The sequence below is a fragment of the Rubrimonas sp. genome (assembly GCF_036788415.1).
Lineage (GTDB): Bacteria > Pseudomonadota > Alphaproteobacteria > Rhodobacterales > Rhodobacteraceae > Rubrimonas.
In genome coordinates, this window is record NZ_DAIQNN010000049.1 from 1 (window position 1) to 24,113 (window position 24,113).

Sequence of the window (24,113 nt, forward strand, 5' to 3'; positions counted from 1 at the left end):
GCCGCCGCCCGGCGCGGGGATGGCGCGGACCTCGCAGCCCGGTTTCTCGACGATCTGCGCGAAGATCTTGAAGCCCGAGCCGCGGAAATGCTCGGAGACGACCTGCATCTCTATGGGGTTGCGCAAGTCCGGCTTGTCGGAGCCGTATTTCAGCAGCGCCTCGGCGTAGGGGATGCGCGGGAAGACCTGCGTCACGGGCTTGCCGCCGCCGAACTCCTCGAACACGCCGCGCATCACCGGCTCGATGGCCTGGAACACGTCCTCCTGTTCGACGAAGCTCATCTCGATGTCGAGCTGGTAGAATTCGCCGGGGCTGCGGTCGGCGCGGGGGTCCTCGTCGCGAAAACACGGCGCGATCTGGAAATACCGGTCGAAGCCCGCGACCATGCAGAGCTGCTTGAATTGCTGCGGCGCCTGCGGAAGCGCGTAGAACTTGCCCGGATGCAGGCGGCTCGGCACGAGGAAGTCGCGCGCGCCCTCGGGGCTGGAGGCGGTGAGGATCGGGGTCTGGAACTCGGTGAAGCCCTGCTCGGTCATGCGGCGGCGGAGCGAGGCGATCACGGCGCTGCGCATCATAATGGTGCGGTGCAACGTCTCGCGGCGCAGGTCGAGGAAACGGTATTTGAGCCTTGTCTCCTCCGGATAATCCGGCTCTCCGAACACCGGCAGTGGCAGCTCCTCGGCGGCCCCGAGCACCTCGAGCGCGGTGGCGTAGAGCTCGATCTCGCCGGTGGCGAGCTTGTCGTTGACGAGCGACGCGTCGCGCGCCTTCACCAGCCCGTCGATGCGCACCACCCATTCGGCGCGGATCTTCTCGACCTCGGCGAAAGCGGGGCTGTCGGGGTCGGCGACGATCTGGGTCATGCCGTAATGGTCGCGCAGATCGACGAACAGCACGCCGCCATGGTCGCGCACGCGGTGGACCCAGCCCGAGAGCCGGACGGTCTGGCCGACATGGGCGGCGCGGAGGTCGCCGCAGGTGTGGCTGCGATAGGCGTGCATGATGATCCCCGGTGCGCGGCGAAAGGCCCGCGCGGCTTAAAGCCTTCCGGGGCGGCTCGCAAGCGCGGCGGGGCCGCGCCCGCCGCGCCCGCCGCGCTTGCGGCTCAGGCGGCGCCGTCGCGCGGAACCGTCGCCGCGAACGTCTCGCCGGCCATCGCCGTGGCGCGGCGCATGAACTCGGCGCTTTCGTCGGCGTAGTCGGACATCGCCTGCGTGCAGAATTCCTGCGTCACGGCGGCGATCTCGGGCGCGTCGGCGGCCTTGGCCAGCGCCTCGGCGGCGGCGAGGTCGCGTTCGATGCGCCGCGAGACGAAGTCGAGCATGTGCTTCTGCATCGCCAGCACGCCGCACATCGCGCGGGCGTTGACGTGAGTCGCGCTGGCGAAGGCCTTCTGCCCGGCCTCGGTCATCATGTCGAAGGGTGGGCGGGTCTCGGTCTGCGTGCTCATCGGAGCCTCCCTGATCGCGGGGCGCGGGCGAGGCGGCGTTCGGGACGTCGCCATAACGCGCGCCGTTAACCACGACAGAGGATGGGGATCGGGCGGCGCCGACGCAATGATGCGCGTCAACTTCGCGGGATGAAATTTCCGTTCGCCTTCTGTGACAGCGCCGTCAGGCCAGCTTGGCGAGCAGCGGCGCCCATTCCGCGCGCAACGCCGCATGGGCGCGGGTCGCGCGGTCGAAAGCGCCGAGGCCGCGGCCAGCGAGGTCGACATAGGCCGCGCGGTCGGCGATCCGGGCGACCGGCGCGCGCCCCGCCTCGGCCAACGCCGCCTCCAGCGCGTCGAGCGCGCGGCCTTTCCGGGCGCGCATCACGGTGAGGTGGACGACGGCCTTTCCCTTGCGGATGCGTTTTATCTCGTCGAGTTGCGACAGGAACTTCAGAGTCGCCCGCAAGTCTATGGGGGAAGGGGCCAACGGCGTGACGATCAGATCGGCCTCCGCGGCGAGGGTCTCGGCGCGGGCGCCCTTGAGCGAGCCAGGCGCGTCGATCACCAGCCAGTCGAGCCCCTTCGGAGCTTCGCCGATCTCGCTTGCGCGCGACCAGTCCAGCGTCTCGATCGCCGCCTCGCCGGCCGGGCGCAGCGACAGCCAACGCAGGCTGGAGCGCTGGCGGTCGGCGTCCGCCAGCGCGACGCGCGCCCCCTGGGCTGCGAACGCGCCGGCCAGCGTCGTGGCCGTGGTCGTCTTGCCGACGCCGCCCTTGGCGTTGGCGACCAGAACCGAGCGCATGCAGACACCTCCGCCTCTCATCCGTCGCGCGCGCGCCACGCTAGCGGGCGTTCACCAATCTGGGCAAGTGCCGCGCGCACAATCGGCGGGACAGCGGCGCAGCCGGAGGATATGACACTTCGCCATGAGACTGATCACCACGCAGGACGAGCTCGCGGCCTTCTGCGCCGCCTGCGCCCGTCACCCCTTCGTCGCCGTCGACACCGAATTCATGCGCGAGCGGACCTACTGGCCGCAGCTTTGCCTCGTGCAACTCGCCCATCCCGGCGACGACGCCGAGGCCGCCGCCGCGATCGACCCGCTGGCCGAAGGGCTCGACCTGTCGCCGCTCTTCGCCCTGATGGCCGACGAGGGCGTCCTCAAAGTGTTCCATGCGGCGCGTCAGGATGTGGAGATCTTCCACCATCTCGGCGGCGCGGTACCGGCGCCGCTCTTCGACACGCAGGTCGCGGCGATGGTCTGCGGCTATGGCGATCAGGTCGGCTACGAGACCCTTGTGCGCAAGATCGCACGCGCCGGGCTCGACAAGAGCTCGCGCTTCACCGACTGGGCGCGCCGCCCGCTCTCGGACAAGCAGCTCGCCTATGCGCTGGGCGACGTGACGCATCTGCGCGCCATCTACGAGAAGCTCTCGTCGCGGCTGGCCGAAACCGGGCGGGGCGACTGGGTGGCTGAGGAGATGGCGGTGCTGACCGACCCCCGCACCTATCTCTGCGCGCCCGACGAGGCGTGGATGCGGGTCAAGACGCGCTCGACCGACCGTCGCTTCCTCGCCTGCGTCCAGACGCTCGCGGCGTGGCGAGAGCGGGAGGCGCAGGCGCGCGACGTGCCGCGCAGCCGCCTGCTGAAGGACGACGCCCTGCTCGAGATCTGCTCGAGCCGTCCGCGCACCGCCGAGGAGATGGGGCGGCTGCGGCTGTTGCAGCGCGAGGGTCGCAAGGGCGACGTCGCCGAGGCGATCCTCGCCGCGCTGCGCGAGGCCGAGGCGATACCCGAGGCGCTTCGCCCGGTCGCCGAGGAGCGCGCCGAGCCCAAACCCGGCGCGGCGGGGCTGGTGGAGCTTCTCAAGGTGCTGCTGCGCGCGCGGGCCGACGACGCCGGCGTCGCGCAGAAGCTGATCGCCTCCTCCGCCGATCTGGAGCGGCTCGCCTCCGAGGACGAGCCCGATCTGCCGGTTCTGGCGGGCTGGCGGCGCGACGTGTTCGGCGCGGACGCGCTGCGCCTCAAGCGCGGCGAGATCGCGCTGACGGCGACGCGGCAGGGCGTGCGCGTGGTGCCGACCCCGGTCGAGTGACGACCTACTAGCCGCCGGCCCGCCGCGTCTCGCGCGCCGGCGGAATGGCGTAGGTCACCGCCGCATGCGCCACCGGCCCGTCGCGCCTCCCGTCCGACCAGATCGTCGCCTCGCCGACCGACAGAACGCGGCCGAGCCGGAGCACGCGCGCCTCGCAGACGAGGTCGGCTGCGGGCGGTTTGGCGAGGAAGTTGACGGTCATCGACGTCGTGACGGTCAGCGCCTCGCGCCCGATCATCGCGAGCGTCGCGACATAGTAGGCGCAGTCCGCGAGCGCGAACATCGCGGGTCCCGACACGGTGCCGCCGGGGCGCAGGTGCCGCTCGGCGACGGGCATGCGCAGCCGCGCGCGCATCGGCCCGACATCCTCGACCAGAAAATCGCCGCGCACTTGCGGGAACACCTCGTGTAGGAACTCGGCGAGTTCGGCGGCGGTCAGTTTCGGCTCCATCGGCCTTTCCTCGGGCGGCGGGGCGGGTAGGATGGCGCTCTAGCGGAGAACGCGAGGGAGGGCGAGTCATGGCCGACGGAACGGGCGAGGCGCCGGCGCTCTTGCGCGAGGATGCGGGCGGGGTCGCGACGCTGACGCTGAACCGGCCGGCGCAGCTCAACGCGCTGTCGGAGGCGCTGCTCGCGGCGCTGCAGGCGGAGTTCGACGCGCTGGCGGTCGACGCGGCGACGAAAGTGGTGGTGATCCGCAGCGCCGGGCGGGCCTTCTGCGCCGGCCACGATCTGCGCGAGATGGAGCGCGCGCGGGCGGCGCCGGACCGGGGGCGGGCTTACTTCACAAGCCTCTTCGCGCAATGCGCGCGGATGATGACGAGCATCACGCGCCTGCCGCAGCCGGTGATCGCCGAGGTGCACGCGCTGGCGACGGCGGCGGGCTGCCAGCTGGTCGCCTCCTGCGACATGGCGGTGGCCTCGCGCGAGGCGAAATTCGGGGTGAACGGGGTGAATATCGGGCTGTTCTGCTCGACGCCGATGGTCGCGCTGACCCGCAACATCCCCGCCAAGCACGCCTTCGAGATGCTGACCACCGGCGGCTTCATAGACGCGGAGCGGGCGGAGCGGCTCGGTCTGGTCAACCGGGTGGCGGCGCCGGAGGACCTCGCGCAGGAGACGCGGGCGCTGGCGGAGACGGTGGCGGGCAAGCTCGCCTCCGCCGTCCGCATCGGCAAGCGGGCGTTCTACGAACAGGCCGAGATGAGCCTCGACGCGGCCTACGCCCATACCGGGCGCGTGATGGCGGAGAACATGCTGCACCGCGACACCGCCGAAGGCGTCGCGGCGTTTCTGGAGAAGCGGCGGCCCGACTGGAGCTGACGACAGGCGCCGCGGCGATGGCCTGACGCCGCGCGCCGCGCGCGCGTCGGCGCACTTTAGACGCGAACGGCGCCGGACTTTCGCCCGGCGCCGGTGTTTGAACTCCTATCGGCTCAGGAGCGCCGGAGGCGGGCGGGCGGGCCGACCCGGACCCGCCCAGCCTCCCTGCGTCCCCGCGGCTCAGGCCGCGAGGTCGAAGCGGTCGGCGTTCATCACCTTGGTCCAGGCGGCCACGAAATCGCGGGCGAACTTCTCCGCCGCGTCGTCCTGCGCATAGACCTCCGCATAGGCCCGCAGCACCGAGTTCGACCCGAACACCAGATCGACCCGCGTCGCCGTCCACTCCGCCGCGCCGGTCTTGCGGTCGCGCAGCTCGTAGGTGTTCCCGCCGGTCGGAACCCAGGAATAGCCCATGTCGGTGAGGGTGACGAAGAAGTCGGTCGTCAGCGCCCCTTCGCGGTCGGTGAACACGCCGTGCTTCGACCCGTCGTAGTTCGCGCCGATCGCACGCAGGCCGCCGACGAGGCAGGTCATCTCCGGCGCCGTCAGGCCCATCAGCTGCGCCCGGTCGAGCATCAGTTCTTCGGGGCTGACCACGTAGTCCTTCTTCACCCAGTTGCGGAAGCCGTCATGGATCGGCTCGAGCGGCGCGAAGGAGGGGCCGTCGGTCATCTCCGGCGTCGCGTCGCCGCGGCCCGGCGCGAAGGGAACCTCGATGTCGAAGCCCGCCGCCTTGGCGGCCTTCTCGACGCCGACATTGCCGGCGAGCACGATCATGTCCGCGACGCTCGCGCCGATCTCCTGCGCGATCGGCTCGAGCGCGGCCAGAGCCTTCGCCAGACGCGCCGGCTCGTTGCCCTCCCAATCCTTCTGCGGGGCCAGACGGATGCGCGCGCCGTTGGCGCCGCCGCGCATGTCCGAGCCGCGGAAAGTGCGGGCGCTGTCCCAAGCGGTGGCGACCATCTCGGCGACCGAAAGGCCAGAGGCCGCGATCTTCGCCTTCGCCGCCGCCACGTCGTAGCCCGTCGGGCCGGCGGGGATCGGGTCCTGCCAGATCAGATCTTCCTTCGGGACTTCCGGGCCGACATAGCGGACTTTCGGCCCCATGTCGCGATGGGTCAGCTTGAACCAGGCGCGGGCGAAGGCGTCGTCGAGCAGGGCGGGGTTCTTGTAGAACCGCTCCGAGATCTCCCGGTAGATCGGGTCCATCTTCATCGCCATGTCGGCGTCGGTCATGATCGGATTGTAGCGGATCGACGGATCCTCCACGTCGACCGGCTTGTCCTCTTCCTTGATGTCGATGGGCTCCCACTGCCAGGCGCCGGCGGGGGACTTCTTCAGCTCCCACTCGTAGTTCAGCAACAGATAGAAATAGCCGTTGTCCCACTTGGTCGGGTGGGTCGTCCACGCGCCCTCGATGCCGCTGGTGACGGTGTTGCGCCCGACGCCGCGGCTCGTGTGGTTGATCCAGCCGAGGCCCTGCTCCTCGACGCCCGCCGCCTCGGGATCGGCCCCGAGCAGGCCCGCGTCGCCATTGCCGTGGCACTTGCCGACCGTGTGGCCGCCGGCGGTCAGCGCGACGGTCTCCTCGTCGTTCATGGCCATGCGCGCGAAGGTCTCGCGGACCTGCAGCGCGGTCTTCAGCGGGTCGGGCTGGCCGTTCACGCCTTCGGGATTGACGTAGATGAGGCCCATCTGCACCGCGGCGAGCGGGTTCTCCATGGTGGAGGGGTCCTCGAGGCTCTCGTAGCGGCTGTCGGACGGCGCCAGCCACTCCTTCTCGGAGCCCCAGTAGACGTCCTTCTCGGGGCGCCAGATGTCCTCGCGGCCGAAGGCGAAGCCGAAGGTCTTCAGCCCCATGGTCTCATAGGCGACGTTGCCGGCGAGGATGATCAGGTCGGCCCAGCTGACGGAATTGCCGTACTTCTTCTTGATCGGCCAGAGCAGACGGCGCGCCTTGTCGAGGTTGACGTTGTCGGGCCACGAGTTCAGCGGCGCGAAGCGCTGGTTGCCGGTGCCGGCGCCGCCGCGACCGTCGGCGATGCGGTAGGAGCCCGCCGCGTGCCAGGCCATGCGGATCATCAGACCGCCGTAATGACCCCAATCCGCCGGCCACCACTCCTGGCTTTCGGTCATCAGGTCGGCGAGATCCTTCTTCAGCGCCGCGACGTCGAGCGTCTTCAGCGCCTCGCGATAGCTGAACGCCTCGCCCATCGGGTTGGTCTTGCGGTCGTGCTGATCGAGGATGTCGAGGTTCAGCGCGTTCGGCCACCACTCCATCACCGAGCGGCCAGCCGCGGTCAGGCCGCCATGCAGAACCGGGCATTTCCCGGCTGCGAGATCGTTTCCGTCCATGTCGCTCTCCCCTTGCGGCGAATGTTGCGCGCGTGCCACGCGGCGAATCCCGCTGCCTGCGCTTACCGGCGGTTGTGACAGAGGGGAGCCATAAGATAAAGTTGCATTTCTTTATCGGATTGATATGCAGTGCTTATGAATGCCGTCACCCTCCGCCATCTTCGCTATTTCGAGGCGCTCGCCCAGAACCGTCATTTCGGACGGGCGGCGGCCTCCTGCGCGATCTCCCAGCCGGCCTTGTCGCTGCAGGTCAAGGAGTTCGAGGAGATCCTCGGCGCGCCGCTGGTGGAGCGCGGGCCGCGCGCGCTGCGACTGACCGCGCTCGGCGAGGACGTCGCCGCCCGCGCGCGCGCCATCCTCCGAGATGTGGACGATCTGGCCGATCTCGCGCGCGTCGCCCGCGACCCGTTCGACGGGCTGCTGCGCCTCGGGATCATTCCGACCGTGGCGCCTTATCTCGCCCCGGCGATCATTCGCGCGCTCGCGCGCGCGCACCCCGCGCTCGAGCTCGCGCCGCGCGAGGCGGTCACGCAGAAGCTGATCGAAGGCCTGCTCGAGTCGCGACTGGATGCGGCGGTCGTCGCCCTTCCCGTCTCCGAGCCCGCGCTCGAGGAAGCGCCGCTCTTCGAGGAGGAGTTCGTCCTCGTCCGGCCGCGCGAGGACGAAGGCCGCCCGGTCCCAAGCCCCAGCGCGCTGCAGACGATGAGACTCCTGCTGCTGGAGGAAGGGCACTGCTTCCGCGATCAGGCGCTGGCCTTCTGCCAGCGCGCGCCGTCGGCGCCGCGCGCGCTGATGGAGGGAAGCTCGCTCTCGACGCTGGTGCAGATGGTCGGCGCCGGGATCGGCGTGACGCTCATCCCAGAGATGGCGGTGGCGGTGGAGACCCGCTCGGCCCGGGTGTCGCTCGCCCGCTTCGGCCCGCCGCCGCCCGCGCGCAGGATCGGCATGGTGTGGCGGCGCGGCAGCCTGCTCGCCGAGCCGCTGCGGGCGATCGCCGATGTGGTGCGCGGCGCGGCGCTGGCGCAGCGCGCGGGAGGGTCGGGCTGAAGGGCGGGCGGCGCGCCGCCCGCCTCGCATCCCCTCGGGTCGCGCGGGTCGTCAGGCCGCCTTGCGGCCCCGCGACGCCGAGAAGTTCGCAGACAGCGCCTGAAGGCGCGCGACCTCCTGTTGCAGCGCCTTGACCACGCCTTCGGTCTGGTCGGCGATGCGCGCGTTCTCCTGCGTCATCTGGTCGAGGCCCGAGATCGTCGAGGAGATTTCGCCCACCCCCAGCGCCTGCTCGCGGCTGGCGCTCGAAATCTCGCCGATCAGCCGCTCCAGATCGCCGATCTGGTCGGCCATCTCCGTCAGCGTCGTGCGCGCGCCCTCGACGCTCGCAACGCCCTTGGCGACGTTGTCGCGGCTCTCGCCGGTCAGCGTGTTGATCTCCGCCGCCGCCTCCGAGGCCCGCCGCGCCAGCGCGCGAACCTCCGAGGCGACCACTGCGAAGCCCTTGCCGGCCTCGCCCGCCCGCGCCGCCTCGACTGCGGCGTTGAGCGCAAGCAGGTTCGTCTGCATCGCGATCGATTCGATGGCGTCGGTGATCGAGGCGATGCGTTCGGCGCTCTGGGCGATGTCGCGCATCTGCGCGACCGCCCCTTCGATGGCGCTCCGGCTGCGGTCCGACGCCTGCGCCACGCTCCTCGCGCCGCCCGAGGCCTGCTCGGCGCTCTGGGCGTTGGAGGACACGGTCGCCGACATCTGCTCCATCGTCGCCGAGGTCTGCTCCAGCGACGCGGCCTGCGAACTCGCGCGGTCGGCGAGATCGTGCGCCTCGCGCGCCATCGCGTCGGCTGTGCCGGTCAGCGCGGCGACGGCCCCTGAGATGCCGCCGAGCAGGGTGGTGAGCGCCTCGGCGGTCGCGTTGACGTCGGTCTGCAGGGCGGCGAACTCGCCGCGATGCGTCCCGTTCATGCGCTGACTCAAATCGCCCGAAGCGAGCGCCGACAGCACCGTCCGCACCGCCCCGATGGCGCCCGCGACCGTGTCGGCGAGCGCGTTGACCGCCCCGCCCAGCGCGTTGAGGTCGGGTTCGTCGAAATCGCAGGCGACGCGGCGGCTCAGATCGCCCGCCGCCGCCGCCTCGACCACCGCGCCAATCTGCTGGCCGAGCTGGCGCAGCATCTGGGCCCGCGCCGCGCGCGCGCCTTCCTCCATCCGCTCCTGCTCGAATTTGAGAGCCGCGACTTCGGCGGCGTTGGCGCGGAAGACCTCGAGCGCCTTGGCCATCCCGCCGATCTCGTCCGAACGGTCCGCCCCTTCGATGGGCGCGTCGAGATCGCCTGCGGCGACCCCGCCCATCCGCGCGCCGAGCGCGGCGAGACGCGTCCCGATCCAGTGGCTGAACATCAGCCCCATCGCCAGCGCCGCCGCGAAGGCGAGGCCCGCGCCGATCAGCGCCGCGCGCCGCACCTCGGCCGAGGTCGCGGCGAAGCCCTCGAGCGAGGTCAGCAGGTGCGCCGCGCCGGAGACGTTGCCGGCGTAGTCGCGGATCGGTTCGACCCGGCCCATCATCGCGCGCCCGCCGACGTCGAAGCGTCCTGCGACCGTCTCGCCGGACCGCACCCGCGCAAGCGTCGTCGCGTCGAGCAGCGGCGGCGCGGAAATGGTGGACGCCATGCGCGACTGCTCGGCGTCGGAGGCGTCGAAGGTCGCGACGTTGTCGGCGGGGAACAAGTAGAATTCGGCCTCCGCCGTCGCGGCGCGCGCGAGGTTCTCGAAGAAGGGCGCGCCGAAGCTCATGCCGAATTCGACCGTCCCGACATGGACGCCTTCGGCCTCGACCGGGACGACCGCGCGCACGCCGAGCCCGCCGCGCCCGCGCTCGAGCCCGGACACGGCGCGCTTCTCCCGGTTGGCCGTCACCACGGTGGCGCGGAAGGAGGACAGGTCGTCGCCGAATTCTTCGAGGCTGTGCAGCCGCAGGAACGATGTGGCGGGCGGGAGGTGGAACTGCACCTGCACCACGCCGTGCTCGGCCTTCATCTCGGGAAATCCGGGCCCCATCTCGCGCGCGATGACGGCGCGGTCGCCGTCGCGCATCGCCGCTCCGATCCAGGGCTGGGCCGCCGTCTGCGCCGCCAGCGCGAGCCCGCGGTCGACTTCGGCGCGCAGCGCGTCCTCGAGCTTGCCGGAATAGGCGTCGAGCTCGGATTCGGCGGCTTGCGACACCAGCCGCTCGGCGCCGAGATAAAGGGGCGCGCCCACGGCGAGGGCCGCAGCGACGGCCGCAGCGAGGATTGCTGCGAGAATTTTCATTCTGAGCGACATCTCGGTCCCCCGAAATCGGTTTCACATGGCGATCTTGTGGGTAGGTCAGAGGCGTAGCCAAACCGTCAACGCGGCGCTTGGACTTCCGTCGCAGCGTTCGGCGCCGGCCGCATCTGCGCGGCGAGGGCTGATTTCCCCGCGCGATGTGCTAGAAACCCGTATTAAAATCGCGCTGCGTCGCAGCAGCAATGAGGTCACATGTTCCATCGATCCGCCCGGCCCGCGCTGCAGGCCCCCGCGCCCGAAATCTCCTTCGAGCTGTTTCCGCCGAAATCCGATGCGGGCCTGCCGGCCTTCGACGCTGCGGTCGATGCGCTCAACGCGTTCGATCCTGCTTATTTTTCCGTAACTTACGGGGCCGGCGGCTCGACGCGCGACCGCACGCGCGCCTGCGTCGATCGGGTGCGCGCGCGCACCGGTCGCCCCGTCGCGCACCACCTGACCTGCGTGGGCGCCGACCGCGCCGAGATCGACGACATGGCGCGCGAACTGTGGGGGTCGGGGATTCGCCGCATCGTCGCCCTGCGCGGCGACCCGCCCGACGGCGCGCCCTATGTCCCGCGCCCGGACGGCTACGCCTTCGCCGCCGATCTCGTCGATGGCCTGCTCAAGGTCGCCGATTTCGACCTGTCGGTGAGCGCCTATCCCGAGGTCCATCCGCAGGCCGAAAGCGCGCAGAGCGATCTCGACGCGCTCAAGCGCAAGTTCGACGCGGGCGCCGCGCGCGCGATAACGCAATACTGCTTCGACACCGATACGGTGCTGCGCTTCGTGGACCGCGCGCGCGCCGCCGGGATCGAGGGGACGATCTGCCCGGGCATCATGCCGATCTCGAACTTCAAGGGCATGGCGCGGTTTTCCGAGCGCTGCGGCGCCGGCGTGCCGGACTGGCTGCGCGAGATGTTCGACGGGCTCGACGAGACGCCCGACGTGCGCGCGATGGTCGCCGCCTCGGTCGCCGTCGAGCAGAGCCGCCGCCTCGCCGCCGAGGGCCTGACCGAACAGCATTTCTACACGCTCAACAGCGCGCCCCTGACGCGCGCGATCTGCCGCGCGCTGGGCCTGCGCGAGCGCGCCGCGGCCGAGGCGGCCTGAGCGCGACGAAGGAGGCGACCATGACCCCGCAAGACCGACGCGCCGCGCTGTCCGCGGCGGCAGAACAGCGCATCCTCATCCTCGACGGCGCGATGGGCACGATGATTCAGGCGCGCAAGCCGACCGAGGCGACCTATCGTGGCGACCGCTTCCGCGACCACCCGGTCGACGTGGGCGGCGACAACGAACTTCTCACGCTGACCGCGCCGAAGATGATCGCCGACATCCACCGCGCCTTTCTGGAGGCCGGGGCCGACATCCTAGAGACCAACACCTTCAGCGCGACCCGGATCAGCCAGGCGGACTATCGGCTCGAGGACATCGCCTACGAGCTCAACGTCGAGGCGGCGAAGCTCGCCCGGCGCGTCGCCGACGAGTTCGAGACGCCGGAGCGGCCCCGCTGGGTGGCCGGCGCCATCGGGCCGACGAACCGCACGGCCTCGATCAGCCCCGACGTCAACGATCCGGGCTTTCGCAACATCGACTTCGACGCGCTGGCCGAAGCCTATGGCGAGGCCGCGCGCGGGCTGATCGACGGCGGGGCGGACATCCTGCTGATCGAGACGGTGTTCGACACGCTAAACTGCAAGGCGGCGATCTACGCCGTCGAAAGCTTGCGCGACGCAGCGATCGACGTGCCGCCAGTGATGATCTCGGGCACCATCACCGACCGCTCGGGCCGAACGCTCACCGGCCAGACGCCCGAGGCGTTCTGGACCTCCGTCTCGCACGCAAGGCCCTTCTCGGTCGGGCTCAACTGCGCGCTCGGGGCGGAGGAGATGCGCCAGCATGTCCGCGCGCTGGCGCAGGTCGCCGATTGCCGGATCAGCGCCTACCCCAACGCCGGCCTGCCCAACGAGATGGGCGGCTATGACGAGACGCCCGACCAGACGGCGGGCCATCTCGGCGAATGGGCGCGGTCGGGGCTCGTGAACATCCTCGGCGGCTGCTGCGGGACCACGCCCGCCCACATCCGCGCCATCGCGGACGCTGCGAAAGGCGCGAAGCCGCGCCCGATCCCCGCGCGCCACCGGGGCCTGCGCCTGTCGGGGCTGGAGATGTTCGAGGCGGCCACCGCGCCGGCGGAGACGGAGGACGCGGCATGATCGGCTCCTTCGTCAATGTCGGCGAGCGCACCAACGTCACGGGGTCCGCGCGCTTCAAGAAGCTGATCATGGCGGGCGACTACCTCGCCGCTCTGGAAGTCGCGCGTCAGCAGGTCGAGGCGGGCGCCCAGATCATCGACGTGAACATGGACGAGGGCCTGCTCGACAGCGTCCACGCCATGCGCACCTTCCTCAACCTGATGGCCGCCGAGCCCGACATCTCCCGCGTGCCGGTGATGATCGACAGCTCGAAGTGGGAGGTGATCGAGGCCGGCCTGAAATGCGTGCAGGGCAAGGCGGTGGTGAACTCCATCAGCCTCAAGGAAGGCGAGGCGCCGTTTCTCGAACAGGCCCGCGCGATCCGCCGCTACGGCGCCGCCGTGGTCGTGATGGCCTTCGACGAGCAGGGGCAGGCCGACACAGCCGAGCGCAAATTCGCCATCTGCAAGCGCAGCTACGACCTGCTGGTGGACGTGGCCGGCTTCGACCCGTGGGACATCATCTTCGATCCCAACATCTTCGCCGTCGCCACCGGCATCGAGGAGCATGACGATTACGGCCGCGCCTTCATCGAGGCGACGCGGATGATCAAGGCGGCGATGCCCGACGTCCACGTCTCGGGCGGCGTGTCGAACATCTCCTTCAGCTTCCGCGGCAACGACCCCGTGCGCGAGGCGATGCATTCGGCGTTCCTCTACCACGCCATCCGCGCCGGGATGGACATGGGGATCGTCAACGCCGGCCAGATCACCGTCTATGACGACATCCCCGAGGCGCTGCGCGAGGCCGTCGAGGACGTGCTGCTCAACCGCCGCGCCGGATCGACCGAGCGGCTCGTGGCCATCGCGGACCAGTATCGCGGCAAGGGCGAGGCCAAGGCCAAGGAAGACCCCAAATGGCGCGAGGCCCCGGTGGCCGAGCGCCTGCGCCACGCGCTCGTGCACGGCATCGCCGATTTCGCCGTGGAGGACGCCGAGGAGGCGCGCCTCCAGTCAGCCCGCCCGCTCGACGTGATCGAAGGGCCGCTGATGGACGGGATGAACACCGTCGGCGACCTGTTCGGCGCCGGCAAGATGTTCCTGCCGCAAGTCGTGAAGTCGGCCCGCGTGATGAAGACGGCGGTCGGCCATCTCATCCCCTTCATGGAGGCCGAGAAGAAGGCCGCCGGCGACAAGTCGGCCAAGGGCAGGATCCTGATGGCGACGGTGAAGGGCGACGTGCACGACATCGGCAAGAACATCGTCGGCGTCGTCTTGCAGTGCAACAATTACGACGTGGTCGATCTCGGCGTCATGGTTCCGACCGAGGACATTCTGGATGCGGCGGTCCGCGAGAAGGTCGACGTGATCGGCCTGTCCGGCCTGATCACCCCTTCGCTCGACCGCATGGTGGAAGTCGCCACCGAGATGACCCGCCGGGGCATGACGCTGCCGCTGCTGATCGGCGGCGCCACCACCTCCAAGAAGCACACCGCGCTCAAGATCGCGCCGGCCTACGCCCATGGCGTGGCGCATGTCGACGACGCCTCCAAGGCGGTCGGCGTGGTCTCGCAACTTCTTTCGCCCACCCAGCGCGAGGGCTTCCTGCGCGGCGTCGCCGAGGATCAACGCAAGATGGTCGAGGCGTCGCGCGGCGGCGAGGCGCGGGCGACCGTGCCGCTCGCGCAGGCCCGCGCCAACGCCTTCGACGGCGGCTGGGCGACTTACGCGCCGCCGAAGCCCGCCTTCACCGGCCTGCGCGACTTCGCCGATTATCCGGTCGCCGAACTCCGCCCCTACATCGACTGGACGCCCTTCTTCTGGACTTGGGAGATGAAGGGCTCATACCCCGCCATCTTCGACGACCCCGCCCGCGGGGCCGCGGCGCGCGAGCTGTTCGACGCCGCCAACGCGATGCTCGACCGCATCGAGGCGGAGCGTTGGTTCGCGCCGCGCGGCGTGATCGGCCTGTGGCCCGCCAACGCCGAGGGCGACGACGTGCTCGTCTTCGCCGACGAAGCCCGCCGCGCCGTCCGCGCCCGGCTGCGGATGCTGCGCCAGCAGGGCGCCAAGTCGAAGGACCGCGCCAACTACGCGCTGTCGGATTTCGTCGCGCCAAAGGGGACGCCCGACTGGGTCGGCGGCTTCGCCGTCACCATCGGAGCCGAGGCCCACGCGCGCGCCGAAGCCTTCAAGGCCGCCGGCGACGACTATAACTCCATTATGGTCGCGGCGCTGGCCGACCGCCTCGCCGAAGCCTTCGCCGAGCGGATGCACGAGCGGGTGCGCCGCGAGTTCTGGGGCTACGCGCCCGACGAGGCGCTCGACAACGCCGCGCTGATCGAGGAGCGCTATCGCGGCATCCGCCCCGCGCCCGGCTATCCGGCCTGCCCCGACCACACCGAGAAGCGCACGCTGTTCGACCTGCTCGAGGCGGAGGCGCGCACCGGCCTGTCGCTCACCGAGAGCTTCGCGATGTGGCCTGCGTCGTCGGTGTCGGGCTTCTATTTCAGCCATCCCGGCGCCGCCTATTTCGGGGTGGGGCGAATCGGACGCGACCAGATCGAGGATTACGCCGCGCGCAAGGGCGCGCCGGTCGCCGAGATCGAGAAATGGCTCGCTCCGAATCTCGCCTATGAGCCTGCCGCGCAGACGCCGGAACGCGCGCTGCTCACCGCCTGAACAGGCGCTGAGCAGCGCGCGGAAAACGTCGTCGGAGAAATCCCGCCTGCTTCCGGACGCGACCGCGTCGCCGTCCGGGGGCGGTCTGGAAGGACGCACGCGGGATTACGCGGCGATGACCCGGGTCGCGCCGGACACGCGGACGCCTTCGCCGACCGCCTCGCCTATCTCGGCCCGAAGCAGCGACCTCGCGCCCATGTCTTCCCCCTGAACGATGTCGATGGCGCCGCCATGCCGCCAGGCGATGTCGCGCAGGCGGCCGCCCAGCGCCGCCGCGGCGGCGCCGGTGGCGGGATCTTCGAGGACGCCGCCCACGGCGAAGGCGTTGCGGCTGTGGAATTTCCGCGGCGTTTCGATCCAAAGGAGGTCGATCGTGGTCAGACCGTCGCGCCGCATCAGGCGAGCGCCAGTCGCGAGGTCGTAGGTCATCTGCGACAGGGTCGCCCGGTCTCGCAGAGCGAGGATGAGGTGATCGTTTCCGGCATGGGCCAGCGCCGGCGGCAGGGCGGGGTCGAGTTCGTCGGGCGCGAGCCCGAACAACTCCAGCGCCGCCCCGACGAGCGCCGGATCAGCGGCGGCGCTGCGCGTCGGCGGCGACGTCAGGGTCGCGCCGGCGCGTCCCGCCTCGCGGCGGCCCTCGACCTCGATGCGACCCGTATTCAGGATCAGAGGAAATACGCCGCCCCCCGCGCGCTCGGCCAGAACGCTGCCGAGCGCGATCGTGGCGTGGCCGCAGAAGGCGACCTCGTCCACGGGCGAGAAATAGCGCACGCGCCAGGCGTCGCCCTCGGGTGCGGCGAAGACGGTTTCGGAATAGCCGACCAACGTGGCGATGCGCTGCATCTCGGCTGCGGAGGGCAGCGTCTTTCCGATCACCACGCCCGCCGGGTTTCCGCCGACGGCGCCATCGGAAAAAGCCGCAAGGCGCAGGATTTCGATCTCGGCGCAGTCCGCCATGGTCGTGGTCCTTTCGGGTTGGGACCTCAGGCGATTCCCAAGCGGCGTTCACCGGGATCGCGCAGTCGCCTTCGCTCTGCCGCATGTCGTCCGACTCCGAAAGGGCCGGCGCCGGCGCTCCCTCCGACGCGCTCCGGCTGATGTACGGAGACCTCGGCCATGGGCCGCCGCGTCGATCCCGACCTCATGACTTCGATCGCGCGCTGCGCCGCGAAGGCTTTCGGCCCTCCTCGGCGTCCAAACCTGCGAGGACCGGCCAAGGCGCGAGGCCGCCCACCGCAACCGCCGCGAGCGCGGGCTGCGGCGACTTCGCAACAATGTGCTTCCATGTCGAAAGTCGACAGCGGGGCCCAGCTTTCGCGAAGCCGGCCCAACCTGTCCTTAACGATGCGTTTCCTCCGGACTCGACATGAAACAGCTCATGGGGCAGCTTTCCGACAGCAATGACGCGAGGATGCATATGGACGATGGGGCTTCGGCCTTCGCGACGGCGCTGGCGCTGATCGCCTCGGGCGATCCGGAGTTCCTCGGGATCGTCGGTCTGTCGCTGTCGGTCACGCTGTCCGCCGTCCTGATCTCGTGCGCGATCGGGATGCCGCTGGGAGCGGCGCTGGCGGTCGCGCGCTTTCCGGGGCGTGGCGCGGCGACTGTGGCGGTCAACGCGCTGATGGGCCTGCCGCCGGTGGTCGTCGGGCTGATGGTCTATCTGATGCTGTCGCGCAGCGGGCCGCTCGGGCCGCTTGGGCTGCTCTACACGCCGACGGCGATGATCGTCGCGCAGACCATCCTCGTGACCCCCATCGTCGCGGCGCTGACGCGGCAGGCGGTGGCGGACCTCAACGCCGAATACGACGAATATCTGCGCTCGCTCGGCGCGAGCCGGGCCGACACGGTCGGCACGTTGCTGTGGGACGCGCGGTTCAGCCTCGTGACGGCGGCGCTGGCGGGCTTCGGGCGCGCCTCGGCGGAAGTGGGCGCGGTGATGATCGTGGGCGGCAACATCGCCCATGTGACCCGTGTGATGACCACGGCCATCGCGCTGGAGACGTCGAAGGGCGATCTGGCGCTGGCGCTGGGGCTCGGGATCGTGCTGCTCGCGATCTCCTTCGCGATCAACGCAGCGGTGATGGGCGTGCGGGCGCAGGCGGAACGGGTGGGCCATGCTTGACGGGAGCGCGCCCGATATGTGGCCGGTGAGCCTGCAGGGCGTGCGCTTCGCGCGCGGCGGGCGGGCGCTGCTCGACGGGCTGGACTTGGCGCTCGCGCCCGGCGGGATCACGGCGCTGATGGGGCCGAACGGGGCGGGCAAGAGCCTGACGCTGCGTATGATCGCCGGGCTGATCGCGCCGGATGCGGGGCGCGTCGCTTGGGGCGAGAACGCAGCGCCGGCGAAAGGCGCGGTCGCGCTGGTGTTCCAGAAACCGGTGCTGCTGCGGCGCTCGGCGGCGGCGAATGTCGATCACGCTCTGGCGGTGGCGGGCGTGGGCCGGCGCGACCGGGCGGCGCGGCGCGACGCGCTGCTGGCGATGGCGGGGCTCGAGCGGCTCGCCGACCGCCCCGCGCGCGCGCTCTCGGGCGGCGAGGCGCAGCGGCTGGCGCTGGCGCGCGCGCTCGCGGCCGAGCCGCGTCTGCTGCTGCTCGACGAGCCGACCGCGAGCCTCGACCCCGCCGCCACCGCCGCCATCGAGGCGCTGGCGCGGCGGATCGCCGATCAGGGGACCACCATCCTGATCGTGACGCATGACGCGGGCCAGGCGCGGCGGATCGCCGACCGGGCCGTGTTCATCCATGCCGGGCGCGTCGTCGAGGACGCGCCGGCCGAGCGCCTGCTGACGGCGCCGCAATCGCCGCAGGCCCAGGCCTATCTGGCCGGCCGCCTGCTGCTCTGACTGTTCCAAACGGGAGGACTTCCATGAAACCGATCCACGCTTTCCTTGCGGCCGCGCTGCTCGCCAGCCCGGTCGCAGCGCAGGACTTCATCCTCGTGCAATCGACCACCTCGACCCAGAATTCGGGGCTGTTCGACCACATCCTGCCGATGTTCGCCGAGAAGACCGGCGCGGAAGTCCGCGTCGTCGCCGTGGGCACGGGTCAGGCGATCAACAACGCGATGAACTGCGACGGCGACGTGCTGCTGGTGCACGCCCGCGCCCGCGAGGACAAGTTCGTGGCCGACGGCTACGCGTCGCGCCGCTACGACGTGATGTACAACGACTTCGTCGTCATCGGCCCGGGCGCCGACCCCGCGGGCGTCGCGGGCTCGACCGACGCCGCCGGAGCGCTCGCGAAGATCGCCGCCGCCGGCGCGCCCTTCGCCAGCCGCGGCGACGACAGCGGCACCCACACCGCCGAGCTGAACCTGTGGAAGAAGGCCGGCGTGGACGTGGCCGCCGCTTCGGGCGGCTGGTATCGCGAGACGGGCTCGGGCATGGGCGCGACGATCAACGTCGCCGTCGGCATGGGCGCCTATGCGCTGACCGACCGCGCGACCTGGTCCTCCTATGGCGACAAGGGCGACTTCAAGGTGGTCGTCGAGGGCGACCCGGTGCTGTTCAACCCCTATGGCGTCATGCTGATCAGCCCCGAGAAGTGCCCCAGCGTGAAGGCGGAGCTCGGGCAGGCGTTCATCGACTGGCTGGTGGGCCCCGAAGGCCAGGCCGCCATCGCGAGCTTCGCCATCGGCGGCGACCAGCAGTTCTTCCCCTCCGCGACGGCCGAGAAGGTGGGCGGATGATCCGCGCCGCTCTGGTTCTCGCACTCTCGGCCGCGCCCGCCGCGGCCGAGACGGCGCTGCTTCACGCGGCGGGGTCGCTGCGGGCGGCGCTGTCGGAGGTTGCGGCCGAATTCGCGCAGGCCGAAGGCGTGGAGGTCGTCACGGCCTTCGGGCCTTCGGGGCTGCTGCGCGAGCGCATCGAGGGCGGCGAGGGGGCGCATGTCTTCGCTTCGGCGAATATGGGCCATCCGGCGCGGCTGGCCGAGGCGGGCGAGGCCGGACCGGTGGCGCTGTTCACGCGCAACCGGCTCTGCGCGCTGACCGCGCGCGAGGGCATGACCGACAGCGCGGGCCTGCTGGCGGCGATGCTCTCGCCGGAGGTCAAGCTCGGCGCCTCCACGCCCAAGGCCGACCCGTCGGGCGACTACGCCTTCGAGCTGTTCGCCAAGGCCGAGGCCGTGCAGGCGGGCGCGCAGGCGGCGCTCGAGGCGAAGTCGATGCAGCTCACCGGCGGGCCCGACAGCGCCAAGGCGCCCGAGGGCCGCAACCTCTACGCTTGGGTGGTGGACAGCGGTCAGGCCGACCTGTTCCTGACCTACTGCACCAACGCCGTGGCTGCGGATGCGGACAATTCCGCGCTCGGGATCGTCGCCGTCCCTGCCGAGCTTGCGGTCGGCGCCGATTACGGGCTGACGGTGATGAAGGGCGCGCCGGAGGCCGCATGGCGGCTCGCGATGCACATCCTCTCGCCCGCCGGGCAGGCCGTGCTGGCGCGCTACGGGTTCGACGCCGCCGCAGTTCCGGCCAAGTGACGCGCATGATCCGCGCTGTCCTCATCGCGGCCTTCGGGCTTCTCGCCGTCCCCGCGCTCGCGGGGACGGTCACCGACAGTTCGGGCCGCGTGGTCGAGATCCCCGACCGGGTGGACGCGGTGTTCGCCGCCGGCCCGCCCGCCTCGATCCTCGTCTACGCGCTGAAGCCCGAGGCGCTGACCGGCTGGCCGCGGGCGCTGCGGCCCGAGGAGCGGCCCTACATCGCCGAGCCCTTCCGCGACCTGCCCGAGACCGGGCGGCTGACGGGGCGCGGCGGAGAGGCCAACCTCGAGCGGGTGCTCGCCATCGACCCCGACCTGATCGTCGATTTCGGCTCGGTGCGCGACACTTATCGCGACCTCGCCGAGCGCACGCAGGCGCAGACCGGCATCCCCTACATCCTCGTCAACGGCCGCTTCGAGGCGACGCCCGAGGCGCTGCGGCTCGTCGGCGCCGCGCTCGGCGTTCCGGAGCGCGGCGCGGCGCTGGCGGCGGACGCCGAGGCGACCTTCGCCGCCATCGACGCGATCCTCGCCGATGTTCCGCTCGAGGCGCGCCCGCGCGTCTATCTGGCGCGCGGGCCGGACGGGCTGGAGACCGGCACGGTCGGCTCGATCAACACCGAGATCATCGAGCGCGCGGGCGGGCGCAACGTCGCCGATCCGGGCGACGGGCGGCCCGGCGGGCTGGTGCAGGCCTCCATCGAGCAGGTGATCCTGTCCGATCCCGACATCATCGTGACCTGGGACCGGACCTTCTACGCGAAGGTGTTCGACGATCCGCTCTGGGCGGGGATCAAGGCGGTGCGGGAGGGGCGGGTCCATCTCTCGCCGACCGCGCCCTTCGGCTGGATCGACCGTCCGCCCTCGCTCAACCGCATGATCGGGCTGCGCTGGATGGCGCGGCTGCTCTATCCCGACCGCTGGCCGGGCGCGTTGCGCGACGAGGCGCGCGACTTCTACCGGTTGTGGTATCACGTCGATCTTTCCGAGGACGATCTGGACAGGCTGCTCGAATGGAGCGCGGGACGACCGCCCAACTGACCGCCGCCCCCGCCCTGCCGACGACGGCGGCGCTCGCGCTGGGCGTGGCCGCGATGGCGGTCGCCGCGCTCACCGTCGGGGCCTATCCGCTGTCGCTGGGCGAGGCGCTCGCGGCGCTGTTCGGCTGGGGCGACGCGCGCGCCGCCACGGTGGTGTGGGGGGTGCGGGTTCCCCGCGTCGCCGCCGCCCTGCTCGTCGGCGCGGCGCTGGCGGCGGCGGGCGCCGCCTATCAGGCGCTGTTCCGCAATCCGCTGGTCTCGCCCGACATCCTCGGCGTCTCGGCGGGGGCCGGCCTCGGCGCGGTGCTCGGCATCTTCCTGTCGCTGCCGGTCGCGGCGATCCAGCTCTTCGCCTTCGCGGGCGGGCTCGGCGCCGTGGCGCTGGTGGGTCTGGTGGCGGGGTCGGTGCGCAACGCCGACCCCACGCTGGCGCTGGTGCTGACCGGCGTCGTCGTCGGCGCGCTGGCCGGGGCCGCCACGTCGCTGCTGAAGGTGCTGGCCGACCCCTACGACCAGTTGCCGGCGATCACCTTCTGGCTGCTCGGCTCGCTCGCCTCGGTGACGCAGGCCGACGTCGCCCCCGCCCTGCCCGCGGTCGCGCTGGGGCTGGTCCCGCTGATCCTGCTGCGCTGGCGCATCAACGTGCTGTCGCTGGGCGACGAGGAGGCGCGCGCGCTCGGCGTCGAGGCCGGTCGCCTGCGCCTGACTGTGGTCGCCGCGGCGACGCTGATCACCGCCAGCGTCGTAGCCGTCGCCGGGGTGGTCGGCTGGGTCGGCCTCGTGATCCCGCACATCGCGCGGATGCTGGTCGGGCCCGGCTTCTCGCGCCTGCTGCCCACTTCCTGCCTGCTCGGGGCGGGTTATCTGCTGGCGGTGGACACGCTGGCGCGCACCGTCGCGCGGGTGGAGGTTCCGCTCGGAATCCTTACGGCGGCGGTGGGCGCGCCGTTCTTCATCTGGCTGCTGGCGCGCGGTCGGCGGGGCTGGTCGTGAGGCCCCTCCGATGAAGCTGGAGGCGCGCGATCTCGCCATCGGCCATGGGCGCGTGCGGATCGGCGAGGGGCTGTCGCTGTCGGTCGGCCCCGGCGACATCCTGTGCCTGCTCGGCCCGAACGGCTGCGGCAAGACCACCCTGTTCCGCACGCTGCTGGGCCTGATCCCGTCTCTGGGAGGGACCGCGACGCTCGACGGCGACCCGCTCGACCGCCTCGCGCGCGCCGAGATCGCGCGCCGCGTCGCCTATGTCCCGCAGCAGCACGCCCCGCCCTTTCCCTTCGCCGCCGCCGAGATCGTGCTGATGGGGCGCACCGCGCGGCTCGGCCCCTTCGCCCAGCCGGGCGCCGGGGACCGCGCTGCGGCGGCGCGGGCGCTGGCGCGGCTCGGGATCGGGCATCTGGCCGAGCGCGACTATTCGCGCCTGTCCGGCGGACAGCGCCAGCTGATCCTGATCGCCCGCGCGCTCGCGCAGGAGGCGCCGCTGATCGTCATGGACGAGCCGACCGCCAGCCTCGATTTCGGCAATCAGGCGACCGTGCTGGCCGAGATCGCCGGTCTCGCGCGCGCGGCCGCCGGCGAAGGCCGGGGCGTGATCCTCTCGACCCACGACCCCGATCAGGCCTTCGCGCTGGGGGCGGACGTTCTTCTGATGCAGGACGGTCGCCCCGTCGCGCAGGGGCGGCCCGAAGCCGTGCTGACCGGCCCCGCCCTGTCGCGCGTCTACGGCGTGGGCGTCAGCGTCGAGCGGACCGAGAGCGGGCGCATCGTCTGCGCGCCCGCGCTCCGCCCGGCTGCGCGTCAGTCGGCGGCGAGCATCGCTTCGGACGCCTTTATCACGACATAGGCGACCGCGCCGGGCTTGAGCTCGACGACGGTTCCCTTGAACTGGTTGCGCGCTCTCAGCTTCATTGACTTGCCTCCCGTGATGATCCCGCGCGCGCGATGCGACGACTGGCGGAGAGGGTCAAGGACCGTTCCAGCGGACCACGCCGAGCTCGCCGATGTCGTAGCCGCCGAGCGACCCGGCCTTGGCGGCGAAGGCCGCGCTGCGCGCGAAGGCGAACAGGCGCTGCAGCGGCGGGTCGAACCACGCCCGACGATCCACGGCGAGGTCGAAGGTCTCGTCCTCGACGGCGAAGAACGCCAGCCCGAATGGCCGCGCGGAGGCCTCCAGCCCAGCGGCGGCGTCGGCTTCGCCCTGCGCGACCATGGCCGCCGCCTCGGTCTCGGTGCGGGCGACCGCATCCGTCCAGCGCACCGCGTCGGCCAGACCCGCGTCCCGCAGCGTCCGGTCGAGCCAGAGCGCGGCCCCGGCCGTCTCCTGTCGTCGCGCGAGACGCAGGCCGCGCAGCGCCGCGATCCCGCCGATGACCTGGCCGCGCTGGTGGACGAGCCCGCGCCGACGCCGCGCCCAGCCGAGCAGCGCCGCGCCGGCCCCGAGGCGCTCCGCCGCCGCGACGACGTTCCAGCCGCCGCTGTCGGGAACATGCAGCCCGGCGGCGCAGGCGGCCCCGGCGGCGAGCAGGTCGAGCCCGTCGAGACTGCCGTCGAACATCGTGGCGAGCCCGGAGCCGGACTCCCTGATCGCCCAGTCGAGCAGCGGATCGTGGCTGCCGGCGAGGATCGCCGCGCCGCCGCGCGCCGGCTGCCCCGCGCCGCCGCCGAGCCATCGCTCGATGTCGGCGCGCGGGAACAGCAGCTTGCCGGTAAGCCGCCGGCACGGAATTTCGCCCGCGGCCGCCATCTCGTAGATTTTCCGCTCGCGGACGCGCAGCAGCGCCGCGACCTCGCGCGTCGTGAGATACTCGGGGCGGACGGCATCCATCCCACATGAATAGCAGCGCCGTCGGCTCCGGGAAAGCCGAGCGCTGTCGTCCTTGTGCGATCCGTGTGGTTCAGCCCGCCACGACGGCCCCATGCTTCCCCAGCGGAAAGGCGCGTGGGCCGTTCGGCGCGCCCGCCGCACGCCTCTGGAGAACGTCGCCAGCGCCAGCGACGATCCTTTCGTCGGCCTCGCCCGCATCGGGACCGTCCGCGAACGCCGATCCCGGCCCCACCGAAGATCGCTTCGGCCACCTTCAGTTGGGCCAGGCCTCGGGACGTGATCCGGACGCAACCTTAGCTCTGGACCTCGCCAGACTCATTTGTTAGACGGCTGTCGCTGTTCCGGCGTAGCTCAGTGGTAGAGCATCCGACTGTTAATCGGACGGCCGTAG

19 protein-coding genes and 1 pseudogene are annotated in these 24,113 nt (G+C 71.3%); 12 read left to right on the plus strand and 8 right to left on the minus strand.

Going from position 1 to position 24,113, the window contains the following annotated elements; genetic code table 11:
- From aspS to V7Q31_RS11820, 3 genes are all read right to left on the minus strand, one after another.
- The coding region (gene aspS, locus V7Q31_RS11810) for an aspartate--tRNA ligase (protein ID WP_333834060.1) at positions 1-1,002 on the minus strand (1,002 nt) is incomplete at its 3' end.
- Positions 1,003-1,106: 104 nt separating this feature from the next.
- A complete protein-coding gene (locus V7Q31_RS11815) occupies positions 1,107-1,451 on the minus strand; it encodes a phasin family protein (protein ID WP_333834061.1) in 345 nt (114 codons plus the stop codon).
- A gap of 163 nt (positions 1,452-1,614) precedes the next feature.
- Complete coding sequence (locus tag V7Q31_RS11820; protein ID WP_333834062.1) at positions 1,615-2,235, minus strand: ParA family protein; 621 nt, start codon at positions 2,233-2,235, stop codon at positions 1,615-1,617.
- A 124-nt stretch (positions 2,236-2,359) separates the two neighbouring features.
- Between V7Q31_RS11820 and rnd the strand changes: the two genes are divergently transcribed.
- Positions 2,360-3,529: a ribonuclease D gene (rnd, locus tag V7Q31_RS11825; RefSeq protein ID WP_333834063.1), complete on the plus strand. Its 1,170-nt coding sequence runs from the start codon at positions 2,360-2,362 to the stop codon at positions 3,527-3,529.
- A 7-nt stretch (positions 3,530-3,536) separates the two neighbouring features.
- On the opposite strand, the gene V7Q31_RS11830 is transcribed toward rnd, so the two are convergent.
- The gene (locus V7Q31_RS11830) at positions 3,537-3,980 is read right to left on the minus strand and encodes a PaaI family thioesterase (protein WP_333834064.1); all 444 of its coding nucleotides are present in this window, start codon (positions 3,978-3,980) and stop codon (positions 3,537-3,539) included.
- Between the two features lie 68 nt (positions 3,981-4,048).
- Here V7Q31_RS11830 and V7Q31_RS11835 point away from each other — a divergent pair, with 68 nt between their 5' ends.
- Positions 4,049-4,852, plus strand: a complete 804-nt coding sequence (locus tag V7Q31_RS11835; RefSeq protein ID WP_333834065.1) for an enoyl-CoA hydratase — start codon at positions 4,049-4,051, stop codon at positions 4,850-4,852.
- Positions 4,853-5,032: 180 nt separating this feature from the next.
- Here the strand turns inward: V7Q31_RS11835 and katG are convergent, their stop codons facing one another.
- Positions 5,033-7,207: a catalase/peroxidase HPI gene (gene katG, locus V7Q31_RS11840; protein WP_333834066.1), complete on the minus strand. Its 2,175-nt coding sequence runs from the start codon at positions 7,205-7,207 to the stop codon at positions 5,033-5,035.
- A 135-nt stretch (positions 7,208-7,342) separates the two neighbouring features.
- On the opposite strand from katG, the gene V7Q31_RS11845 reads away from it, so the two are divergent.
- Positions 7,343-8,254, plus strand: a complete 912-nt coding sequence (locus V7Q31_RS11845) for a hydrogen peroxide-inducible genes activator (RefSeq protein WP_333834077.1) — start codon at positions 7,343-7,345, stop codon at positions 8,252-8,254.
- A gap of 51 nt (positions 8,255-8,305) precedes the next feature.
- Here the strand turns inward: V7Q31_RS11845 and V7Q31_RS11850 are convergent, their stop codons facing one another.
- Entirely contained in the window at positions 8,306-10,504 is a 2,199-nt protein-coding gene (locus tag V7Q31_RS11850) for a methyl-accepting chemotaxis protein (RefSeq protein ID WP_333834067.1), read from the minus strand.
- Between the two features lie 210 nt (positions 10,505-10,714).
- On the opposite strand from V7Q31_RS11850, the gene V7Q31_RS11855 reads away from it, so the two are divergent.
- Both V7Q31_RS11855 and metH read left to right on the plus strand, forming a co-directional pair.
- Positions 10,715-11,611 carry a methylenetetrahydrofolate reductase gene (locus V7Q31_RS11855; RefSeq protein ID WP_333834068.1) on the plus strand — a complete coding sequence of 299 codons (897 nt, stop codon included), beginning with the start codon at positions 10,715-10,717 and terminating at the stop codon, positions 11,609-11,611.
- 20 nt (positions 11,612-11,631) lie between these two features.
- A pseudogene (gene metH, locus V7Q31_RS11860) lies at positions 11,632-15,377 on the plus strand (methionine synthase).
- 105 nt (positions 15,378-15,482) lie between these two features.
- Here metH and V7Q31_RS11865 read toward each other — a convergent pair.
- Positions 15,483-16,334 (minus strand): PhzF family phenazine biosynthesis protein, encoded by an 852-nt coding sequence (locus tag V7Q31_RS11865; protein ID WP_333834069.1) that lies wholly within the window; start codon positions 16,332-16,334, stop codon positions 15,483-15,485.
- Between the two features lie 460 nt (positions 16,335-16,794).
- Between V7Q31_RS11865 and V7Q31_RS11870 the strand changes: the two genes are divergently transcribed.
- From V7Q31_RS11870 to V7Q31_RS11900, 7 genes are read left to right on the plus strand one after another with little or no spacing between them, the layout of a single operon-like run.
- Positions 16,795-17,502 carry an ABC transporter permease gene (locus V7Q31_RS11870; RefSeq protein ID WP_333834078.1) on the plus strand — a complete coding sequence of 236 codons (708 nt, stop codon included), beginning with the start codon at positions 16,795-16,797 and terminating at the stop codon, positions 17,500-17,502.
- Positions 17,495-18,223, plus strand: coding sequence for an ATP-binding cassette domain-containing protein (locus V7Q31_RS11875; RefSeq protein ID WP_333834070.1), 729 nt, complete (start codon positions 17,495-17,497; stop codon positions 18,221-18,223). The genes V7Q31_RS11870 and V7Q31_RS11875 overlap by 8 nt, the downstream gene beginning before the upstream one ends.
- A 23-nt stretch (positions 18,224-18,246) precedes the next feature.
- On the plus strand, positions 18,247-19,068 hold the full coding sequence (locus V7Q31_RS11880; protein WP_333834071.1) for a substrate-binding domain-containing protein: 822 nt from the start codon (positions 18,247-18,249) through the stop codon (positions 19,066-19,068).
- Positions 19,065-19,859 (plus strand): molybdate ABC transporter substrate-binding protein, encoded by a 795-nt coding sequence (locus tag V7Q31_RS11885; protein WP_333834072.1) that lies wholly within the window; start codon positions 19,065-19,067, stop codon positions 19,857-19,859. Before V7Q31_RS11880 ends, V7Q31_RS11885 begins: the two co-directional genes overlap by 4 nt.
- A gap of 5 nt (positions 19,860-19,864) precedes the next feature.
- Positions 19,865-20,902, plus strand: a complete 1,038-nt coding sequence (locus V7Q31_RS11890; protein ID WP_333834073.1) for an ABC transporter substrate-binding protein — start codon at positions 19,865-19,867, stop codon at positions 20,900-20,902.
- Positions 20,875-21,894, plus strand: a complete 1,020-nt coding sequence (locus V7Q31_RS11895) for a FecCD family ABC transporter permease (RefSeq protein ID WP_333834074.1) — start codon at positions 20,875-20,877, stop codon at positions 21,892-21,894. The genes V7Q31_RS11890 and V7Q31_RS11895 overlap by 28 nt, the downstream gene beginning before the upstream one ends.
- Positions 21,895-21,904: 10 nt before the next feature.
- The gene (locus V7Q31_RS11900; RefSeq protein WP_333834075.1) at positions 21,905-22,741 is read left to right on the plus strand and encodes an ABC transporter ATP-binding protein; all 837 of its coding nucleotides are present in this window, start codon (positions 21,905-21,907) and stop codon (positions 22,739-22,741) included.
- A gap of 120 nt (positions 22,742-22,861) precedes the next feature.
- Here the strand turns inward: V7Q31_RS11900 and V7Q31_RS11905 are convergent, their stop codons facing one another.
- Complete coding sequence (locus V7Q31_RS11905) at positions 22,862-23,722, minus strand: helix-turn-helix transcriptional regulator (RefSeq protein WP_333834076.1); 861 nt, start codon at positions 23,720-23,722, stop codon at positions 22,862-22,864.
- Between the last annotated feature and the right edge of the window lie 391 nt (positions 23,723-24,113).